Annotated in this window: 14 protein-coding genes and 1 pseudogene; 5 read left to right on the forward strand and 10 right to left on the reverse strand. The window is 55.0% G+C overall.

Annotated elements, in window-relative coordinates:
* The first annotated feature begins 55 nt into the window (after nt 1-55).
* Nucleotides 56-1,546, forward strand: a complete 1,491-nt coding sequence (locus H7R56_RS01575) for a M16 family metallopeptidase (protein ID WP_106925035.1) — start codon at nt 56-58, stop codon at nt 1,544-1,546.
* 131 nt (nt 1,547-1,677) lie between these two features.
* Here the strand turns inward: H7R56_RS01575 and H7R56_RS01580 are convergent, their stop codons facing one another.
* Nucleotides 1,678-2,607 (reverse strand): 2-dehydro-3-deoxygluconokinase, encoded by a 930-nt coding sequence (locus H7R56_RS01580; protein WP_106925036.1) that lies wholly within the window; start codon nt 2,605-2,607, stop codon nt 1,678-1,680.
* Between the two features lie 227 nt (nt 2,608-2,834).
* Here H7R56_RS01580 and pdeH point away from each other — a divergent pair, with 227 nt between their 5' ends.
* Complete coding sequence (gene pdeH, locus H7R56_RS01585; protein ID WP_106925037.1) at nt 2,835-3,608, forward strand: cyclic-guanylate-specific phosphodiesterase; 774 nt, start codon at nt 2,835-2,837, stop codon at nt 3,606-3,608.
* 37 nt (nt 3,609-3,645) lie between these two features.
* Here the strand turns inward: pdeH and H7R56_RS01590 are convergent, their stop codons facing one another.
* The 3 genes and pseudogenes from H7R56_RS01590 to H7R56_RS01600 all read right to left on the reverse strand — a co-directional run bounded on the left by H7R56_RS01590 (nt 3,646) and on the right by H7R56_RS01600 (nt 7,272).
* The gene (locus H7R56_RS01590; RefSeq protein ID WP_106925038.1) at nt 3,646-4,968 is read right to left on the reverse strand and encodes an MFS transporter; all 1,323 of its coding nucleotides are present in this window, start codon (nt 4,966-4,968) and stop codon (nt 3,646-3,648) included.
* A gap of 257 nt (nt 4,969-5,225) precedes the next feature.
* A pseudogene (gene yhjD / locus H7R56_RS01595) lies at nt 5,226-6,173 on the reverse strand (inner membrane protein YhjD); the annotation flags it as partial.
* A 199-nt stretch (nt 6,174-6,372) separates the two neighbouring features.
* Nucleotides 6,373-7,272, reverse strand: coding sequence for a LysR family transcriptional regulator (locus H7R56_RS01600; protein ID WP_182928497.1), 900 nt, complete (start codon nt 7,270-7,272; stop codon nt 6,373-6,375).
* A 119-nt stretch (nt 7,273-7,391) separates the two neighbouring features.
* Here H7R56_RS01600 and H7R56_RS01605 point away from each other — a divergent pair, with 119 nt between their 5' ends.
* Entirely contained in the window at nt 7,392-8,150 is a 759-nt protein-coding gene (locus tag H7R56_RS01605; protein ID WP_106925040.1) for an SDR family NAD(P)-dependent oxidoreductase, read from the forward strand.
* Nucleotides 8,151-8,498: 348 nt separating this feature from the next.
* Nucleotides 8,499-9,125 (forward strand): response regulator transcription factor, encoded by a 627-nt coding sequence (locus tag H7R56_RS01610; RefSeq protein WP_106925041.1) that lies wholly within the window; start codon nt 8,499-8,501, stop codon nt 9,123-9,125.
* On the opposite strand, the gene H7R56_RS01615 is transcribed toward H7R56_RS01610, so the two are convergent.
* Together H7R56_RS01615 and H7R56_RS01620 are read right to left on the reverse strand one after the other, a co-directional pair.
* On the reverse strand, nt 9,102-9,545 hold the full coding sequence (locus H7R56_RS01615) for a lysozyme (RefSeq protein ID WP_106925042.1): 444 nt from the start codon (nt 9,543-9,545) through the stop codon (nt 9,102-9,104). The two genes, H7R56_RS01610 and H7R56_RS01615, sit on opposite strands and share 24 nt — an antisense overlap.
* Nucleotides 9,546-9,598: 53 nt before the next feature.
* Nucleotides 9,599-10,144, reverse strand: coding sequence for a GNAT family N-acetyltransferase (locus tag H7R56_RS01620; RefSeq protein WP_106925043.1), 546 nt, complete (start codon nt 10,142-10,144; stop codon nt 9,599-9,601).
* Nucleotides 10,145-10,280: 136 nt separating this feature from the next.
* On the opposite strand from H7R56_RS01620, the gene H7R56_RS01625 reads away from it, so the two are divergent.
* A complete protein-coding gene (locus H7R56_RS01625; RefSeq protein ID WP_106925044.1) occupies nt 10,281-11,873 on the forward strand; it encodes an STY4199 family HEPN domain-containing protein in 1,593 nt (530 codons plus the stop codon).
* Between the two features lie 32 nt (nt 11,874-11,905).
* Here H7R56_RS01625 and H7R56_RS01630 read toward each other — a convergent pair whose 3' ends face one another.
* The 4 genes from H7R56_RS01630 to H7R56_RS01645 form a co-directional block, all read right to left on the reverse strand.
* Entirely contained in the window at nt 11,906-12,793 is an 888-nt protein-coding gene (locus H7R56_RS01630; protein WP_106925045.1) for a bestrophin family protein, read from the reverse strand.
* 4 nt (nt 12,794-12,797) lie between these two features.
* On the reverse strand, nt 12,798-13,217 hold the full coding sequence (locus tag H7R56_RS01635) for a hypothetical protein (RefSeq protein WP_106925046.1): 420 nt from the start codon (nt 13,215-13,217) through the stop codon (nt 12,798-12,800).
* 55 nt (nt 13,218-13,272) lie between these two features.
* Nucleotides 13,273-14,160 (reverse strand): LysR family transcriptional regulator, encoded by an 888-nt coding sequence (locus H7R56_RS01640; protein ID WP_106925047.1) that lies wholly within the window; start codon nt 14,158-14,160, stop codon nt 13,273-13,275.
* A gap of 399 nt (nt 14,161-14,559) precedes the next feature.
* Nucleotides 14,560-15,645: a YncE family protein gene (locus tag H7R56_RS01645; RefSeq protein ID WP_106925048.1), complete on the reverse strand. Its 1,086-nt coding sequence runs from the start codon at nt 15,643-15,645 to the stop codon at nt 14,560-14,562.
* Nucleotides 15,646-15,726: the final 81 nt, after the last annotated feature.

Below are 15,726 nucleotides of genomic sequence, written 5' to 3' on the forward strand. Positions count from 1 at the left end.
GGCAATCGCCGCGTGCGGTTGCCTTTGTAACCAGGAACGTTCATCAGGGGTTCACATGCAGGGCACAAAAATTCGACTTTTAGCCGGTGGTTTGCTGATGATGGCAGCAGCCAGCTATGTGCAGGCAGAAACGCTCCAGCCGGACCCGGCCTGGCAACAAGGTACGCTGCCTAACGGCTTCCAGTGGCAGGTTCTGGCCACGCCGCAGCGCCCGAGTGACCGTGTCGAAATCCGGCTCTCGGTTGATATTGGCTCGCTTAATGAAAGCGCGCAGCAAATTGGCTACAGCCACCTTATTCCTCGTATCGCGCTGACGCAAAGCGGCGGTTTGCCAACCATGCAGGCGCGTTCTCTGTGGCAGCAGAGCATTGACCCAAAGCGCCCGCTGCCGCCGGCGATTGTTTCGTATGATTACACCCGTTTTAACCTGAGCTTGCCTAACAGCCGCAGCGACCTGCAAAAAGAGGCGCTGAACTGGCTGTCCAGTTCGCTGGGTAAGCTCGAGATCGACCAGAAAACCGTCAGCTACGCGCTGGGCGTGCAGGATATGGTGGCAACCTGGCCGCAGGATACCAAAGAAGGCTGGTGGCGCTATCGCCTGAAAGGCTCCACCATGCTGGGGCACGATCCGGCTGAGCCGCTGAAAATGCCGGTGGATGCCAAACAGGTCGCGGAGTTTTACCAGAAATGGTACACCCCGGACGCGATGACGCTGATCGTGGTGGGTAACGTCGACAGCCGTGCAACCATCGAGCAAATCAGCAAAGCCTTCGGCGGGCTGAAGGGCAAACGCGAAACGCCGGCGGCCGTGCCGACGCTGTCACCGCTGCGCCCGGAAGCGGTCAGCATTATGACCAATGCCGTGCGCCAGGACCGTCTCTCGATTATGTGGGATGCGCCGTGGCAACCGATTCGTGAGTCGGCAGCGCTGCTGCGCTACTGGCGCGCAGACCTGGCCCGCGAGGCGCTGTTCTGGCACGTTCAGCAGAAGCTGAGCCGCACTAACATGAAGGATATCGGCCTCGGCTTTGACTGCCGCGTGCTGTACCTGCGTGCGCAGTGCGGTATTAATCTCGATTCTCCGGGTGAAAAACTGGAAGGCAATCTGGGGCTGGTGGCGCGCGAGCTGGCTGAGGTCCGTGAGAACGGCCTGCCGGAAGATGAGTTTGATGCGCTGGTGGCGCAGAAAAAGCTGGAGCTGCAAAAGCTGTTTACGACCTACGCGCGTATGGATACCGACGTGCTGATTAGCCAGCGTATGCGTTCGCTGCAAAATCAGGTGGTGGATATCGCGCCGGAGCAGTACCAGAAGCTGCGTCAGAGCTTCCTTGACTCGCTGACGCTGGAGATGCTGAATCAGGATCTTCGCCAGCAGCTGTCGCAGGATATGGCGCTGATTTTACAGCAGCCGACGGGTGAGCCCGAGTTCAATATGAAGGATCTACAGAGCACCTGGAACAAGATCATGCTGGCCACCAAACCGGAAGGCGGGGCGGTGACGGAGGATAGCCACCTGGATGTGACGGATATTCCGCCGGCGCAGTGAGCACGCGGTATCCCCTCACCCTAACCCTCTCCCCAAAGGGGAGAGGGAACCGAGCGTGCAAATTCCTGGCACTCCCTCCAGACGAAAAAAAACCTCTCCCAACCGGAAGAGGTTTTTTTATACCCGAAACCTTAAGCAGGCATCGCGTCGCGTGGAATAATCGCTCCGCGGTGCTGGATCACGGTACTCGCCGTCAGGTGACCGCGTTTTGCCGCCGCAGCGGCATCGCCGCCGGTCAGACGCACGGACAGGTAGCCCGCACTGAAGGAGTCGCCAGCGGCGGTGGTGTCGACGACTTTCTCTTTCGGCAGCTTAACTGCCGGGACATCGACCAGCGCTTCGCCCTTGATGGCGACCAGGCATGAATCTGCACCGCGTTTCACGACGACTTCACTCACCCCAGCGGCGTGCGTGCGGGCAATCACTTCTTCAACCGGCTTCTCGCCCCACAGCGCGTCTTCGTCGTCGAGGGTCAGGAAAGCGATATCGGTGCATTGCAGCATCTGCTGGTAAACCTGCTGGGTCTCTTCTTTGCTAGCCCACAGACGCGGACGGTAGTTGTTGTCGAAGATAACCTTACCGCCGTTGGCGCGGCACTGTTTCAACAGCGCCAGCAGCTTGTCACGGCTGGACGGGCTGAGGATCGCCAGGCTGATGCCGCTCAGATACAGGTAGTCAAAGTTCGCCAGCTGCTCGCAGATAGCGGCAGACTGCTCGCTCTCCAGCCAGAATTTGGCGGCCGCTTCGTTACGCCAGTAGTAGAAGGTGCGCTCGCCGGTGTCATCGGTCTCGATGTAGTACAGGCCCGGCATACGGTCATTCATGCGTTGAATCAGGTCAGTTTTAACGTTTTCTGCCTGCCAGGCGTCCATCATCTGCTGGCTGAAAGTGTCGGTACCCAGCGCGGTGACGTAGCTGACGCTGAGTTCTGCAGGGGAGACCTGACGCGCAATATAGACGGACGTATTTAAGGTGTCGCCGCCAAAGCCGCGGTTAACTTGTGCGCCCTTCTCGGACAGTTCAATCATGCATTCGCCAATCACGGCAATTTTTTTAGACATAGTCATCAACCTGATTCGGTAAATTTTTCGTAGTGTGCGCTGTGGCTAATCGGTGGTCAACTATATTAAAACAACGTTCCATTATTTTTTTTGAGCTAGCGCGTATTACGACGTATTTGTCATCGTCTACGAAAAATAAAATGGCGACATTGAACATAAAGTTCTCAATCGGCACGCCGATAACCTAAACACCAGACCCTCTGACCCTCTATTCACAGGAAGCTTAAATGACGTTAAAGCAGGTGAGCCAGCGGGCGAGAGTTCCTGATGCGGAGCGAGAAAGCCTCGAGCAGCTGCGTTATTGGCAAGAGTGTGAGCGCGTCTATACCTACCAGCCTATCTACACCACCCAAGGCCGCCTGATGGCGATCGAAGTGCTAACGATAGTGACCCATCCCTCTCAACCGCAAAAGCGTATTGCCCCGGATCGTTACTTTGCCGCCGTCTCTATCGGCCAGCGGATCCACGTCATCAAAGAACAGGTGGCGATGCTGGCAAAAAAGAAACACTTTTTTGTGCAGAACAAGGTGCTGGCGTCGGTTAACGTCGACGCGCCGACGCTGTTGGAAATGCGCCAGGACAGGATCCTGAGAACGATGATTGAAACGCTGCCGTGGCTGCGTTTTGAGCTGGTTGAACATATGCCGCTGCCGCAGGACTCAACGGTTGCGTCGCTGTGCGAATTCGGCCCGCTGTGGCTGGATGACTTTGGTACCGGGATGGCGAACTTCTCGGCGCTCAATGAGGTGCGCTACGACTATATCAAGGTGGCGCGCGATCTGTTCATCATGCTGCGCAAAACCCCGGAAGGTCGCAAGTTGTTTATCCTGCTGCTGGAGCTGATGAACCGCTACTGCGAAGGCGTTATCGTTGAAGGCGTTGAAACACTGGAGGAGTGGCGAGAAGTTCAGCAATCGCCGGCGCATGCGGCACAGGGCTATTTTCTGTCCCGGCCGGTGCCGATGTCGACGCTGGACACGCTGATGATTGATTTAGGATGACGCTGGCCCACGCCGTCGTAGGCCAGCGAAGAGGTGCTTACAGGGATTCGTGACGCGTTTCGTGCGTCAACAGCAGTGCGATTAAGGTCAGTGCCGCCATGGCGGCCAGATACACACCCACGTAGAACAATCCGTAGTTGCTTTGCAGCCAGGCCGCGATATACGGTGCCACGGATGCGCCCAGAATAGACGACACGTTGTAGGAGAAGGAGGCTCCGGTATAACGGACTTCTGTCGGGAACAGCTCCGGCAGCAGCGCCCCCATAGGACCAAAGGTCAGACCCATCAGGCTCAAGCCCACCAGCAGATACAGCATAATCAGCGCCGGATTACCGGAGCCCAGCAGCGGCTGGAAGAGGCACAGGGCAAAGAGGATGATCAGGCTGGTGATGACGATCATGCTTGGGCGACGGCCAAATCGGTCCGCCAGCAGGCCTGCAATCGGTACCATCACGCCAAAACCAATCACCGCCAGCATCAGCATCCACAGAACTTCGTTACGCGGCAGCCCCAGACCGTTCGGTGCGGCAGCCGTACTGTAGGTCATTGAATAGACGGTCATAATATAGAACAGCGTATAGGTCGCCAGCATGATGAAGGTGCCGAGTACGGTCACGCGGACATGTTTGCTGAGCAGCGTGCCCATCGGCACTTTGACCTGTTTCCCGGCGGCGGCCACTTTGGCAAACACCGGCGTTTCGTGCAGCGATACGCGTACGTACAGGCCGATGAGCACCAGCACCGCAGAGAAGATAAACGGCACGCGCCAGCCCCAGGACATGAACTGCTCGTCGGTCAGCAGCCATGAAAGCAGCAGGAAGGTCCCGTTGGCGAAGAAGAAGCCGATTGGCGCACCCAGTTGAGGGAATGAGCCGTATAGTGCGCGCTTACGCGCCGGGGCATTTTCGGTGGCCAGCAGCGCCGCGCCGCCCCATTCACCGCCCAGCCCCAGGCCCTGACCAAAACGCGCCAGCGCCAGCAGTACCGGTGCCAGGATGCCGATGGTTTCATAACTCGGCAGCAGGCCGATCGCCACGGTTGAAATGCCCATGGTCAGCAGCGAGGCAACCAGCGTGACTTTACGCCCCACGCGATCGCCGAAATGGCCGAATAGCGCGGAGCCAATAGGGCGAGCGACGAAGGCGATAGCGAACGTTGCCAGCGATTGCAGCGTTGCCGCCGTCGGATCGCCCTGCGGGAAGAAGATATGGGGGAATACGATTACCGCTGCGGTAGCGTAGATATAGAAGTCGAAGAACTCAATGGCAGTGCCGATGAGTGAAGCGACGACGACCTTATTACGCGAGTTAACCGGTACGGTGGCCTGTTCGTTGTCGAGTGTTGTGCTGGTCATAGTGATTTCTAATATTTATAGCGAACGAAAGGCCATATTAGACATAGCAAAAGCGACATTTCAATCTGTAACAGGATTGTAAAATGGCGTATAACGGGCGAAAAAGTGGATAATTTTTATACCGGGAATTTAGCATCCATGAAATGCTTCACATTTTTTATAACTTGGATGATAAAACTGGTTTTTGGTTAAATAAAAGTTACTAACTGGATTTATATGCTAAAACGAATCGCTGGACTGAAATTTTCAGCCCAGCGGCGCCGTTAACGCTGGGGTTTTCCCGGCATGCGCGGGTCGTCTTTGTATTCGGCGGTGGCAATCCATGCGGCGCAGAATAAGGTCAGGCGGGCGAAGAAGTAGAAGAAGGCCATCAGCCCCAGTACCGAGCCAAACGCCGCGCCGGAGGGGGATTTCACCAGCGTCGGCAGCGTCCAGGTCATGATGATTTTAATCACCTCAAAGCCGATGGCGGCGATAAAGGTGCCGCGAAGCAGCGCTTTTTTTCGCGGCCGATGGCGCGGCAGACGCCAGAAAATCCAGAAGAACAGCAGGTAGTTGGCGAAAATAGAGATGGCCAGGCCAATCAGTCGCCAGGCAGGCTTAAGCCACTCGATGCTGTCGAGATACAGCGCAGAGATAATCATCTGCTGGGCGGATCCGGCGACGGAGGTAATCGACAGCGTGACGATCAGCGCAATCAGCAGACCAATCAGCGAAATAAAGTCGCGCACGTATTTAAGCCAAATCGCTTCCTGATCCTGCGGCGTACGCTCCCAGACGTCGCGCGACTGCGCGCGGATAGCTTCGCGCAGGTTGCCCATCCAGTTAATGCCCGAATAAAGGGCAATGCCCAGCCCGACCAGCCCGACGGTTGTGCGCTGCTGTACGGCGGTGTTGATCGTGCTTTTTAACGTAGCCGCCATCGTCGGATCGCTCACGTTGTTGAGGATCTTATCGAAGATATCCTGCAACAGCGTCGGGTGCGAGGCGAGGATAAAACCGGCAGCGGCAAACGACACCATCAGAATCGGAATCATCGATAGGAACGAGAAGTAGGTGATTGCCGCGCCAAACTGGTTGCCCATGCGGTCATTAAAGCGTTCGGCGGCGCGGAGCAGGTGGGCGATAACCGGGTTGCGCTGAACTTTTTGCGCCGTGCTGGTGACGGTATCCAGCGCTTTGCTGGCCTTTTGCTGTAGACGTTTGTCGTTGTTTTCCGACGTCATCAGGAAGAATGTCCTTTTTATTGCGTTTACTTAAGTATAGAGGGTTCCCCGACGTCGGTGCGTGCACGGCTCGTTCGGCTCGCCTCGTTCGGCTCGCCTGGTGGCGCTTCGCTTATCATGCCTACGCTGGCGCATTACGGGGTTGTAGACCGGATAAGGCGTTTACGCCGCCATCCGGAAAAGCTCAATCAACATAGTCTCGCAGCACCTCGGTTAACCATTCCATTAACAGATGTACCCGGCGCGACAAATTGCGGCGGTGCGGGTAGAGCAGCGATACGGGCATTGGCTCTGCCCGATACTGCGGCAGTATCTCGATCAGCTTACCGCCGTGCAGCGCCTCGCGTACGCCGACGCGCGGTACCTGGATAATCCCCAGCCCCGCCAGGCAGGCGGCATGATAGGTCTCGGTGCTGTTCACCGTCAGTACGCCGCCGGTTTTGACCCACTGGCTGCCGTTATCTCTTGCCACTTCAAAGCCCTGCGGCCGCACGCCGAGATTTACCGCATAGTGTACCAGCGCATGGCTACTGAGATCTTCCAGTGATTCAGGATACCCGAAGCGGGCAAGGTACGACGGGCTGGCGCAGTTAATGACGGTGAGTTTTCCCAGCGGGCGGGCGATAAGCCCGGAGTCTTTCAGCGCTCCGACGCGCACCACGCAGTCAAAACCTTCACGGATGACATCCACCAGGCGATCGCTGCTGCTGAGCTCCAGCTCAATGCCCGGATAGTGCTGTAAAAAATCTGGCAGCCGGGGGATGACGACATTGCGCGCAATGGCAACCGGCATATCCACCCGCAGACGTCCGCTAACGCTGCTGGGGTCGGTCTGGAACAGGCTGTCCAGCTCCTCCAGGTTGCTCAACAGATCTTTGGCGCGCTCAAAGTAGACCATACCGTCCTGGGTCAGCAGCACGCGCCGGGTGGTGCGGTGCAGCAGGCGGCTGCCCAGATGGTTTTCCAGCGCCTGAATCTGCCGCGATACGCTACCTTTAGGAAGGCCCAGGGTCTCTGCCGCGCGTGAAAAACTCTCCAGCTCTGCCACGCGGATGAACAGCTGCACTGCGTGAATTTTATCCATCAGGATGACCTATTGTTGTCGTAATTGAGACAGTGAAGCGCAATTTTGGGCATTTATTGTTTTTTTATCACCTAATAAGCTTGTTCTCAACGTACACACCACCTGAAATGAGGTTTCCTATGAACCAGCGTATTGCGATTGTGACCGGCGGCAGCCGCGGATTGGGAAAAAATGCGGTGCTGAAGCTCGCCGCACAGGGCACGGATATTATTTTTACCTACCACAGCCAGCGCGATGCTGCGCTACAGGTCGTCGCCGAAGTGGAGCAAATGGGCGCGAAAGCGGCGGCATTACAGCTGAACGTCAGCGATACCGCAGACTTTTCTCACTTTGCCCAACAGGTTAAAGAACAGCTCCGGCAGGTATGGGGACGCGAGACGTTTGATTATTTAGTGAACAACGCCGGTATCGGCCTGTACGCCCCGTTTGCCGAGACGTCGGAAGCCATGTTTGATGAGTTGATGAACATCCACTTTAAGGGGCCGTTTTTCCTGACTCAGCAACTGCTACCGCTGATGGCCGACGGTGGGCGAATTCTTAACGTTTCGACCGGCCTGGCGCGCTTTGCTCTGCCGGGGTATGCGGCCTATGCGTCGATGAAAGGGGCGATGGAGGTACTGACTCGCTATCAGGCGAAAGAGTTGGGCGCGCGCGGAATCTCGGTGAACAGTATCGCGCCGGGCGCGATTGAAACCGACTTCGGCGGCGGGCGTCTGCGTGATAACGAAGAACTCAACAAATACGTCGCCTCGCAAACGGCGCTGGGACGCGCCGGTTTGCCGGATGATATTGGTGGTGCAATTGCCGCGCTGTTGAGCGATAACCTACGCTGGATGACCGCGCAGCGGATTGAAGTTTCGGGCGGCATGTTCCTGTAAACGGTCACAGGCCCTGTTATCGGGCTAGCTGAACGAATTGTGCTGAAATAAGTCTGAAACCGGATTTATTTCAGCCTCCGGCTTTTATTTGCCCGGCTACTCGCTATATTCCTCAAAATTAATATTCATTCCTTGCCCTTGCCTTAATCTTTTCCTTAATTCAGATGTAATGAGCTATATGAATGTATGCTTGCAAAGCAAGGGTTGTAAGCATTCATAATCGTAATGTTTAGATTACTCAATATCTACGTAGAATGCCCCAGGCCAAACGGCGAGTTCTTATTTTATACCGCGAGGATTACTCTTTCGGCCAATAAGACGCGTTGATTTTTCTATGGGGAAAGCGTTATGCAGGTAGTCATGTTTGACAGGCAGTCAATATTTATTCATGGAATGAAAGTTAGCTTACAGGAACATATTCCGGGAATTGATATTTTCGCCGTCAGCCAGGCCGATGACCTGTGGCGGCAACTGCTGCAGAATCCGGATGCGCTGCTCATCCTTGACGGCGAGATGGACCAAGATTTCTGTCAGTGGCTGTTAAAAGAGAAGTTCCAGCAGTTTCCGGAATCGAAAGGCATCATCATTGTTAATGAATACCGCCAGGCATGGCTCAGCAATATGCTGGCGTTGAATGTGCAGGCTATTATTCCGCGCGACGCCAGCGTGGAAGTGTTTGTGCAGACGATAAAAAGCGTGCTGCGCGGCTTAATTTGCCTGCCGGGCGACTGGCAGGTGAATGAAGAACAAACCCGGCAGGGGCTATATCATTTAAGCCAGCGCCAGCGGGAAATATTAATTTTGCTGGCGAACGGTGAAACCAATAAACAGATTAGCCGAACCCTGAATATCAGCGCCGGTACGGTAAAAGCGCATCTTGAGTCGCTATACCGCCGGCTGGATGTGAAAAACCGCACCCAGGCGGCGATGATGCTCAACCATTGTCAGGATTTACCACCGGGCTGTCTGGAATAACACAGCTTCAGCCTGGCGCTGTACAGCCAGGCTGGTTTTCCGCTCGCCTTCTTGCTGCCAGGCTACCCGCGCCGCGTGAAAATCCCGTCGCTGGATAGCCTGTACGATGGCCGAACGCACGATGCCTTCTGGCCCGAGGCTGAAGGCCAGCGACAGCAGCGCATCGAACTGATGCTGCGCCAGCGGTGCGTCGATGCACTGGCAAAGCCGCTGCCGATAGGCTTCCACATCCTGCAGGAACAGCGCTTCGGCCTGCGAGCAGGTTAAGCGTGTGTCGAAACGCTCCTGGTCGCGAATAAGATGCCCGTAGCCGATCAGCCACATCCCTTCCGCGTCCCGATACTTTTCCAGCGAAAGCCCCTGAAAGCGCTTAATCAATGCCAGCCCCTGTGCGCTGGGCGTGGTGATGCCTGTGAACATGAAGCCCTCTCTTCTGGTGAAGAAAGGAGTGTAAAAGAGTCGTGCGCCCCCGACTATTGGCCGGATGACGGTGAACTATCATATTCGTGACTGAGTAGGCCAAACAGCCAGTCGTTGCGCCACTCACCGGCAAGGAAATAGCTTTCTCGTAGCTCGCCCTCCAGACGGAAACCAAGCCTTTCCAGCGTGCGGCGGGAGGCGATATTGCCCGCCGTCACCGTGGCGGTCAGGCGGCGTATACCGCCCGTACTGAAAGCGAAATCGCACACCGCGCGCAGCGATTCGCTGCCGTAGCCTTTGCCCTGCGCGACCGGTGCAAATAAAAAGCCGACTTCTGCGCAGTCGACGTCGCGATGGATATAGCCGGTAATGCCCAGCGGCACGTTCTGCGCGTCGCGCACCAGCAGACACAGCCAGTGCGTATCGCCGGGGGACCAGTGGGGCAGTCGGGCGTCAAAGGCGGCGCGGATCTCCTGCTCGCGGCGATCGTCTGCCACGAAGCGCATCACCTGACGGTCCTGCTGCAGAGAGAGGAAGAAAGGCCAGTCGCTGTCGACAAGCGGAGTGCAGACTAATCGTTTCGTGGTGAGCGCGGTCATAATTTCACATTCGCATGGAGGGGGCAGGACTGCTAATTTGCCTGATTTGGTCTATGGTGTAACGACAAAAATAACAAAAAAACAACATATTAATCCAAAGGCGAAATGGCCTTGCTGTTGGTTAAGGAACGTGAAGATGTCGACGTCATCGCGTCAGGTTGCTCAGCACTTCGAACATTGCTTGAGCATCATTCGTCAGGCCTCCATTGAAATACTCACACTGCTTAAGCTTCGCGTGACGGAAGGCAAAGATCCCCGCTGGTTTCTGGAACAGTTAGACCAGGCACGGATGAACCTTGGCGGCTGGGGCGCGGTGGCCCGACAGCTGCGTATTAACGACAGCCAGCTGAGCGAATTTATGCTGCAACTTCGCCATCTGCAACAGGGCATTCCCTCCTACGAACACGGGCAGGGGGCCACGGAAAATCAGCTGATTGCCGCGCTGCGTTTTGTCGTGACGTTAGAGCACATCAAACGGCAGCAGCCGCTGCTGATGTATAACACGGGCTATGACGACGATGCCGAACAGCTTCAGGAACATGCGCTGCGCCAGATTCGTACTATCGAGCTGACGCTGCGCGGCCTGGTGGTTCAGGCCTGGCCCGACGAAGCGCATTTGCACAATGCGTTAAAGTCGCTGTTTGGCCCGCAGGCCTGCGCCCGCTGGTCCTCTCGTAGCCCGTCGGGCGAGAGCCTGGGCGGCATGACTTTCGGTGAGGTGGCGCTGCTGATTGTCGATAAAAAGGTGTTCTCTCGCCATTACGCCGCGCTGTTTAACTATGCGACGGCGCTGACTTTTCTGGTTGAGCAGCGCGTAACGCTGCATCTGTTTCTTGATGATATCCGCCGCATGCGCAATTCTGCGCTGGCCCGTCATTCGCTGAGTGAAATGGAATGCCTGCTGTTGGATCTTTATGCCCAGCAGATCACCGCGCCGGTGCAGCGAGCCTATGAACAGGGGCGCATCCGCGTTAACCCGACAAGTTTAATGGCTGCCGGTGGCGGTGAGGTTCAGCAATTCTGGGCTCGGGCGCAGGACTACGTACACGCTTATGGGCCGGATACGCGGCCGATCCCAGACAGTATTGAGCGCGAGTTACACCAGCCGCGACGGCATTCTGATGTGCGTGAACGGATGATCGCGGTGACGCTGTGGTGTGCAGTGGGGGTCACGGTGCTGGGAATGACGCTGGGGGCGATTGGGTTGCTGACGGCGTTGCCGGAACCGGAGCCAACGCAGCCGCTAGCGGTCGCCAGCGCAGCGATCGTCGCCGAGCCGCTCGCAGCGGTCTCTCCTCGGGAAATACTGGCCCGCCGCGGTATTCTCTGGGACAGCAACGCCCTGCGTTCGGCTATCGATAGCAACAATATCGAAGTGGCCGAACTGTTTTTACGCGGCGGCATGAACTGGCAGGTGTCATGGAGCGAGCTGGCCATGTCCGCAGGGCACGAGACAGTGCTGAATTTGCTGCTGCGTTATCGGCGCCAGATGAATGAGCCGAAGCCGTGTCGACGCTTTATCAACACGCTGACCCACGAGCTGTCTCAGGGCGCGCCGCTGAATACGGTACGAAAATCCTATCTGCAGGCTTTTTGCACCACGCCGGCGGTAGTGGCCCGCCAGCGGCTGGCAGTGGATAACGCGCAGCGACGTAGCAAGGCGACGGGCGATGCCGAGAGTAAAAAATGGCTGAGGATACAGAAGGCGATTTACGAGGTCATTCGTTAACCGGAGTTACGCGACGTCGTCGCGTAACGCACTTACAGCAGGCGATAGTTTGCGTCCGGTTTCATTTTCGGCGGGATGAGTCCGTCATGCAGCATCTCCCGCAGATCTATCTCGATGGCATTACAAATGGCGCTGAGCGGCAGATCGTTATCTTCGGTACCGAAAGGGTCCTCCAGCTCGGTGGCAATTGCGTCGAGCGCCAGCAGCGCGTAGGTAGTGAAGATGGAGAATAGCAGCGTCAAAAAACCGAAGTCATGAATCAGCAGCAGCGGATAGATCGCGCAGAAGATGCCTATCGTACGATGCAGAAGCAGCGAATACGCGTAGGGGATTGGCGTGTTGCTAATGCGCTCGCAGCCGCCCTGAATGGTCCCCATCTGATTGAGATAGTGGTTAAAGTTGCGGTACACCAGTTCGTTTGGCCGGTGCTGATAAAGCCATAGCCCGATATTTTGCAGTAGCGCGTTGCAGGGGGTGGTGAGCTGCTGATAGCCCAGCATGCGGGAAACCGGCACCGGGCCGTGGCGCAGCCTGGACTTTAGCGTGATGCAGTAAGTCACGACCAAATCCAGCAGTTCTTTCTTATCCTTCGTACTTGCCGTCGTGGTATTGATTGCTTCCCGCATCAGCGAGCGGCTGACGATCAGCAGGTCGCCCCACAGTTTACGGGCTTCCCAGTAACGCAGCCACGCGGTGTTGTTGCGAAATCCAAGAAACACTGAGATGGATATTGAGATGCCGATAAAATAGAACGAGCTTTCTTTGGCAATAATGCCGTGCAGATGCAGCAGCGGCAGTAAGTACAGATAGGCAATATTGAGTACGATAAAGAAACAAAGCTGCGGAGCGATTTTTCTCATGATGGAACCGCGCCATGAGAACAGTTTGCGCAACCAGCTTTGCTCCGGCCTGACGATCATGGTTTTATGCCTTCTCGGGTGATAGCGCTAAAATGGTGTCGTACACTACCTGAAGGCGTTCCAGATAGTGCTCGAAGACCTTCACTTTATCCTGTACCGGGATATGCCGATCGAGATGACCGTGGACGTCAATGCAGGCCGGCTGCAAATCGATGCGTCCCAGCTCCTCGGATTCCACTTCGAACCGAATCTGAATTTCACCAAAAACGCGTGAACGAATGATATTGATGTTCACGCCGTTAAAGACATTTACGCACAGGCGGCCTTTTTCGCTGGGCTGAATATGATGATGGTATACCCGGCCGGTTGCGGTGATTTGAGTGATAAGCTCCATGGAATAGGTATTCCAGTATTTATCCATTTTAATTTGCTGGTTGAAAATCAGTAGCGATTTTTCTTCCAAAGAGAGAGAGGTTGTTGTCATTTTTGTTACTTATTCAATTTGATGGGTGGAATATGTGATGCAGTGGCATCGATTTTTATATGACGTTATGAATAACGTCATATTGGGTGATAAAGTTAATATAGTCGCGTAGTACTGCGGGATTATGCGTTTTGCTCTGATAAATCATCCACAGATCTATTTTTTGCACAGCCCATTGTGGCAATAACGTGACCAGTTGGCCACTTTGCAAATAAGGCTTAATAATATACTCCGGGAGGATAGCGATGCCGGTTCCCTGAAGCGCCTGCTGCAGAATGTAGGTCAGGTTGTCGCTGGTATGCCGTAGCGGCATGATGAGCTCATAGGATTCATCGTTCCGGAACAGCGAGATGCTTTTCCAGGTACGATGGGTAATGAGATCGCCGCGTTGAAGCGCTTCCGGACGCGAGATATCGCGCTGCGCCAGATACGCTGGCGTACAGACAATGAAGCGGCTAAAGGTCCCAAGGTGGCGCCCAATACAGGTATCATCCGATGGCTTACCGATTCGGTAGGCAACGTCAAATTCACCCCCAACCGAGCCGTAAAAGGAGTCGGCGGTAATCAGCTGAAGCTCAATATCCGAGTGCGTCTGCAAAAACTGATGGTGTACTGCGGGTAAAATGCTGGCCATAAATCCAGGTGGCGCAATGATTTTCAGCTTCCCGCCCGTTCGCTTTTGCAGCGCCTGTACCGTTTTATCACCGCGGATGCTGGCATCTACAACCTCATGGCAGTAGGCCAGATAGCGCTCGCCGTCCGCGGTGAGTGAAATCTTACGAGTGGTGCGATTGAGCAGACGCAGATTGAGATACTCCTCAAGGGCGCTGATTCTCTGGCTGATACGTGATTTGGTCATGCCCAGTTCAGCGGCGGTCTTGGTAAATGAACCGTTTTTTACCTGCAGCGCAAAAAGCGCCATATCCTGAACGTGCTTGAGCATAACCTGACCTTAATGTATGACAGCGCGAAATTATACGTAGGGGTAATATCCCTGTATATACCGTATTGTTTAATTCAGAAAGTTGAATTGTTTAATTTTCTGCGCTCACAAAATAACATACTTCGGATATGGATAGGGTGGGTATGTAGCATAAAAAATAAAGTAGTAGATGAGTGCTCATTATGGGTTATAAATATAATCATTGGTGGTTATATTTTTTTAAATTTATGATTAATCGCAGCGGTAGGAATAAGAAAATAGTATAAAAATAAAGTGGTTAATTGTCCTGCGGGTAAAAAACTGCATTATTCTCAGGGTTAGGTGGGGACAGCGGTGATAAACGGCGGCGAGGATACCGAGGGCGGAAAACCTGCACGCCTGATGACGTGCAGGTTAGGGTTAATCCAGAGCGATCCGCACGATGCTATCCGGCCCTTTCGTTGAGTGATCTTTGTTGAAATCCTGCTTAAGCGTCACGTACAGCGCGCTGCCGTCGTTTGAAAGCAGCAGGCTATTCGGGCGCGTAGCGAAATCCCAGCTCTGCTTCACGCTATAGTCGGTAGCATCCAGACGCAGCACCTTTTTCGCCTCGCGCTGGCTGATGAAAATCGCGTTGCGTTTCGCATCGAACTTAATACCGAGCGCATCGCCGGCAATACGCTTAATGACTTTGCCTGTGCGCTCATCAAAGACCAGCGTCGTTTTACCCTGCGAATCGTCGGTCACGAACAAACGGCCGGTTTTGGGGTCTTCCGCCATATTCAGCAGCAGGTACTCTTTGCCATCGCCCGGCGTCCAGCGCTGTTCAATCTTGTTGTTTTGCGGGTTAATAACCAGCACTTCGCCGCTGCCGTTGGTTGCATAAATGCGCTGGGTGACCGGTGAGAAAATAATACCGGTAACCCATTTACCTGCATTATCAATAGTGGCTTTCAGGGTCATGGTTTTGGCATCGACGACCGAAATAGAACCCGGATCGGCCACGCGGCCAATGAACAACATACCCTTATGGAACAGAACTTCACGCGCCCCGGCCGGATGACCCTCTTTCCCTTTGCCGCCGAGGATCAGACGCTGGAGCACTTTACCGCTTTTAGCGTCCACTTTTGACACACCGCCGTCCAGTGAATTGGTTACGTAGAACGTTTTGCCGTCATCATCGACCGCCATGCCGAAATTCTTGAGGTCGGTGTGAGTTATGCCGGTGGTTGCGAGGGTGGTCGGGTCCAGACGATAAATCACGCCGCCGTTGGTCCCTTTAAAGCTCTGGGCGCTGGCTACGTAAAGCGCGTGGTCTGCCGGGAATAGCGCCATTTCATACAGGCCATCGCCCAGTTCACGCTGTGTGACAGAAGACGTCGTTTTTAGCGTGCCAGCAGTGTTGCCAGGCTGCGTATTTTCGGCGGCTACGGGCAGGGCGGGCACGGTAAAAGCGGTGATGAGCGCGGCGCAGAGCACCGTTTTACGCAGACTGAACGATACCATTCTCAACTCCATCATAAGATAAGCGTTTCCCGAAACTGAGGTCGGGATAGTTTTAATAAGAATGAGAATAGTAATCATTTA

It is taken from the genome of Klebsiella sp. WP3-W18-ESBL-02 (assembly GCF_014168815.1).
Lineage (GTDB): Bacteria > Pseudomonadota > Gammaproteobacteria > Enterobacterales > Enterobacteriaceae > Kluyvera > Kluyvera ascorbata_B.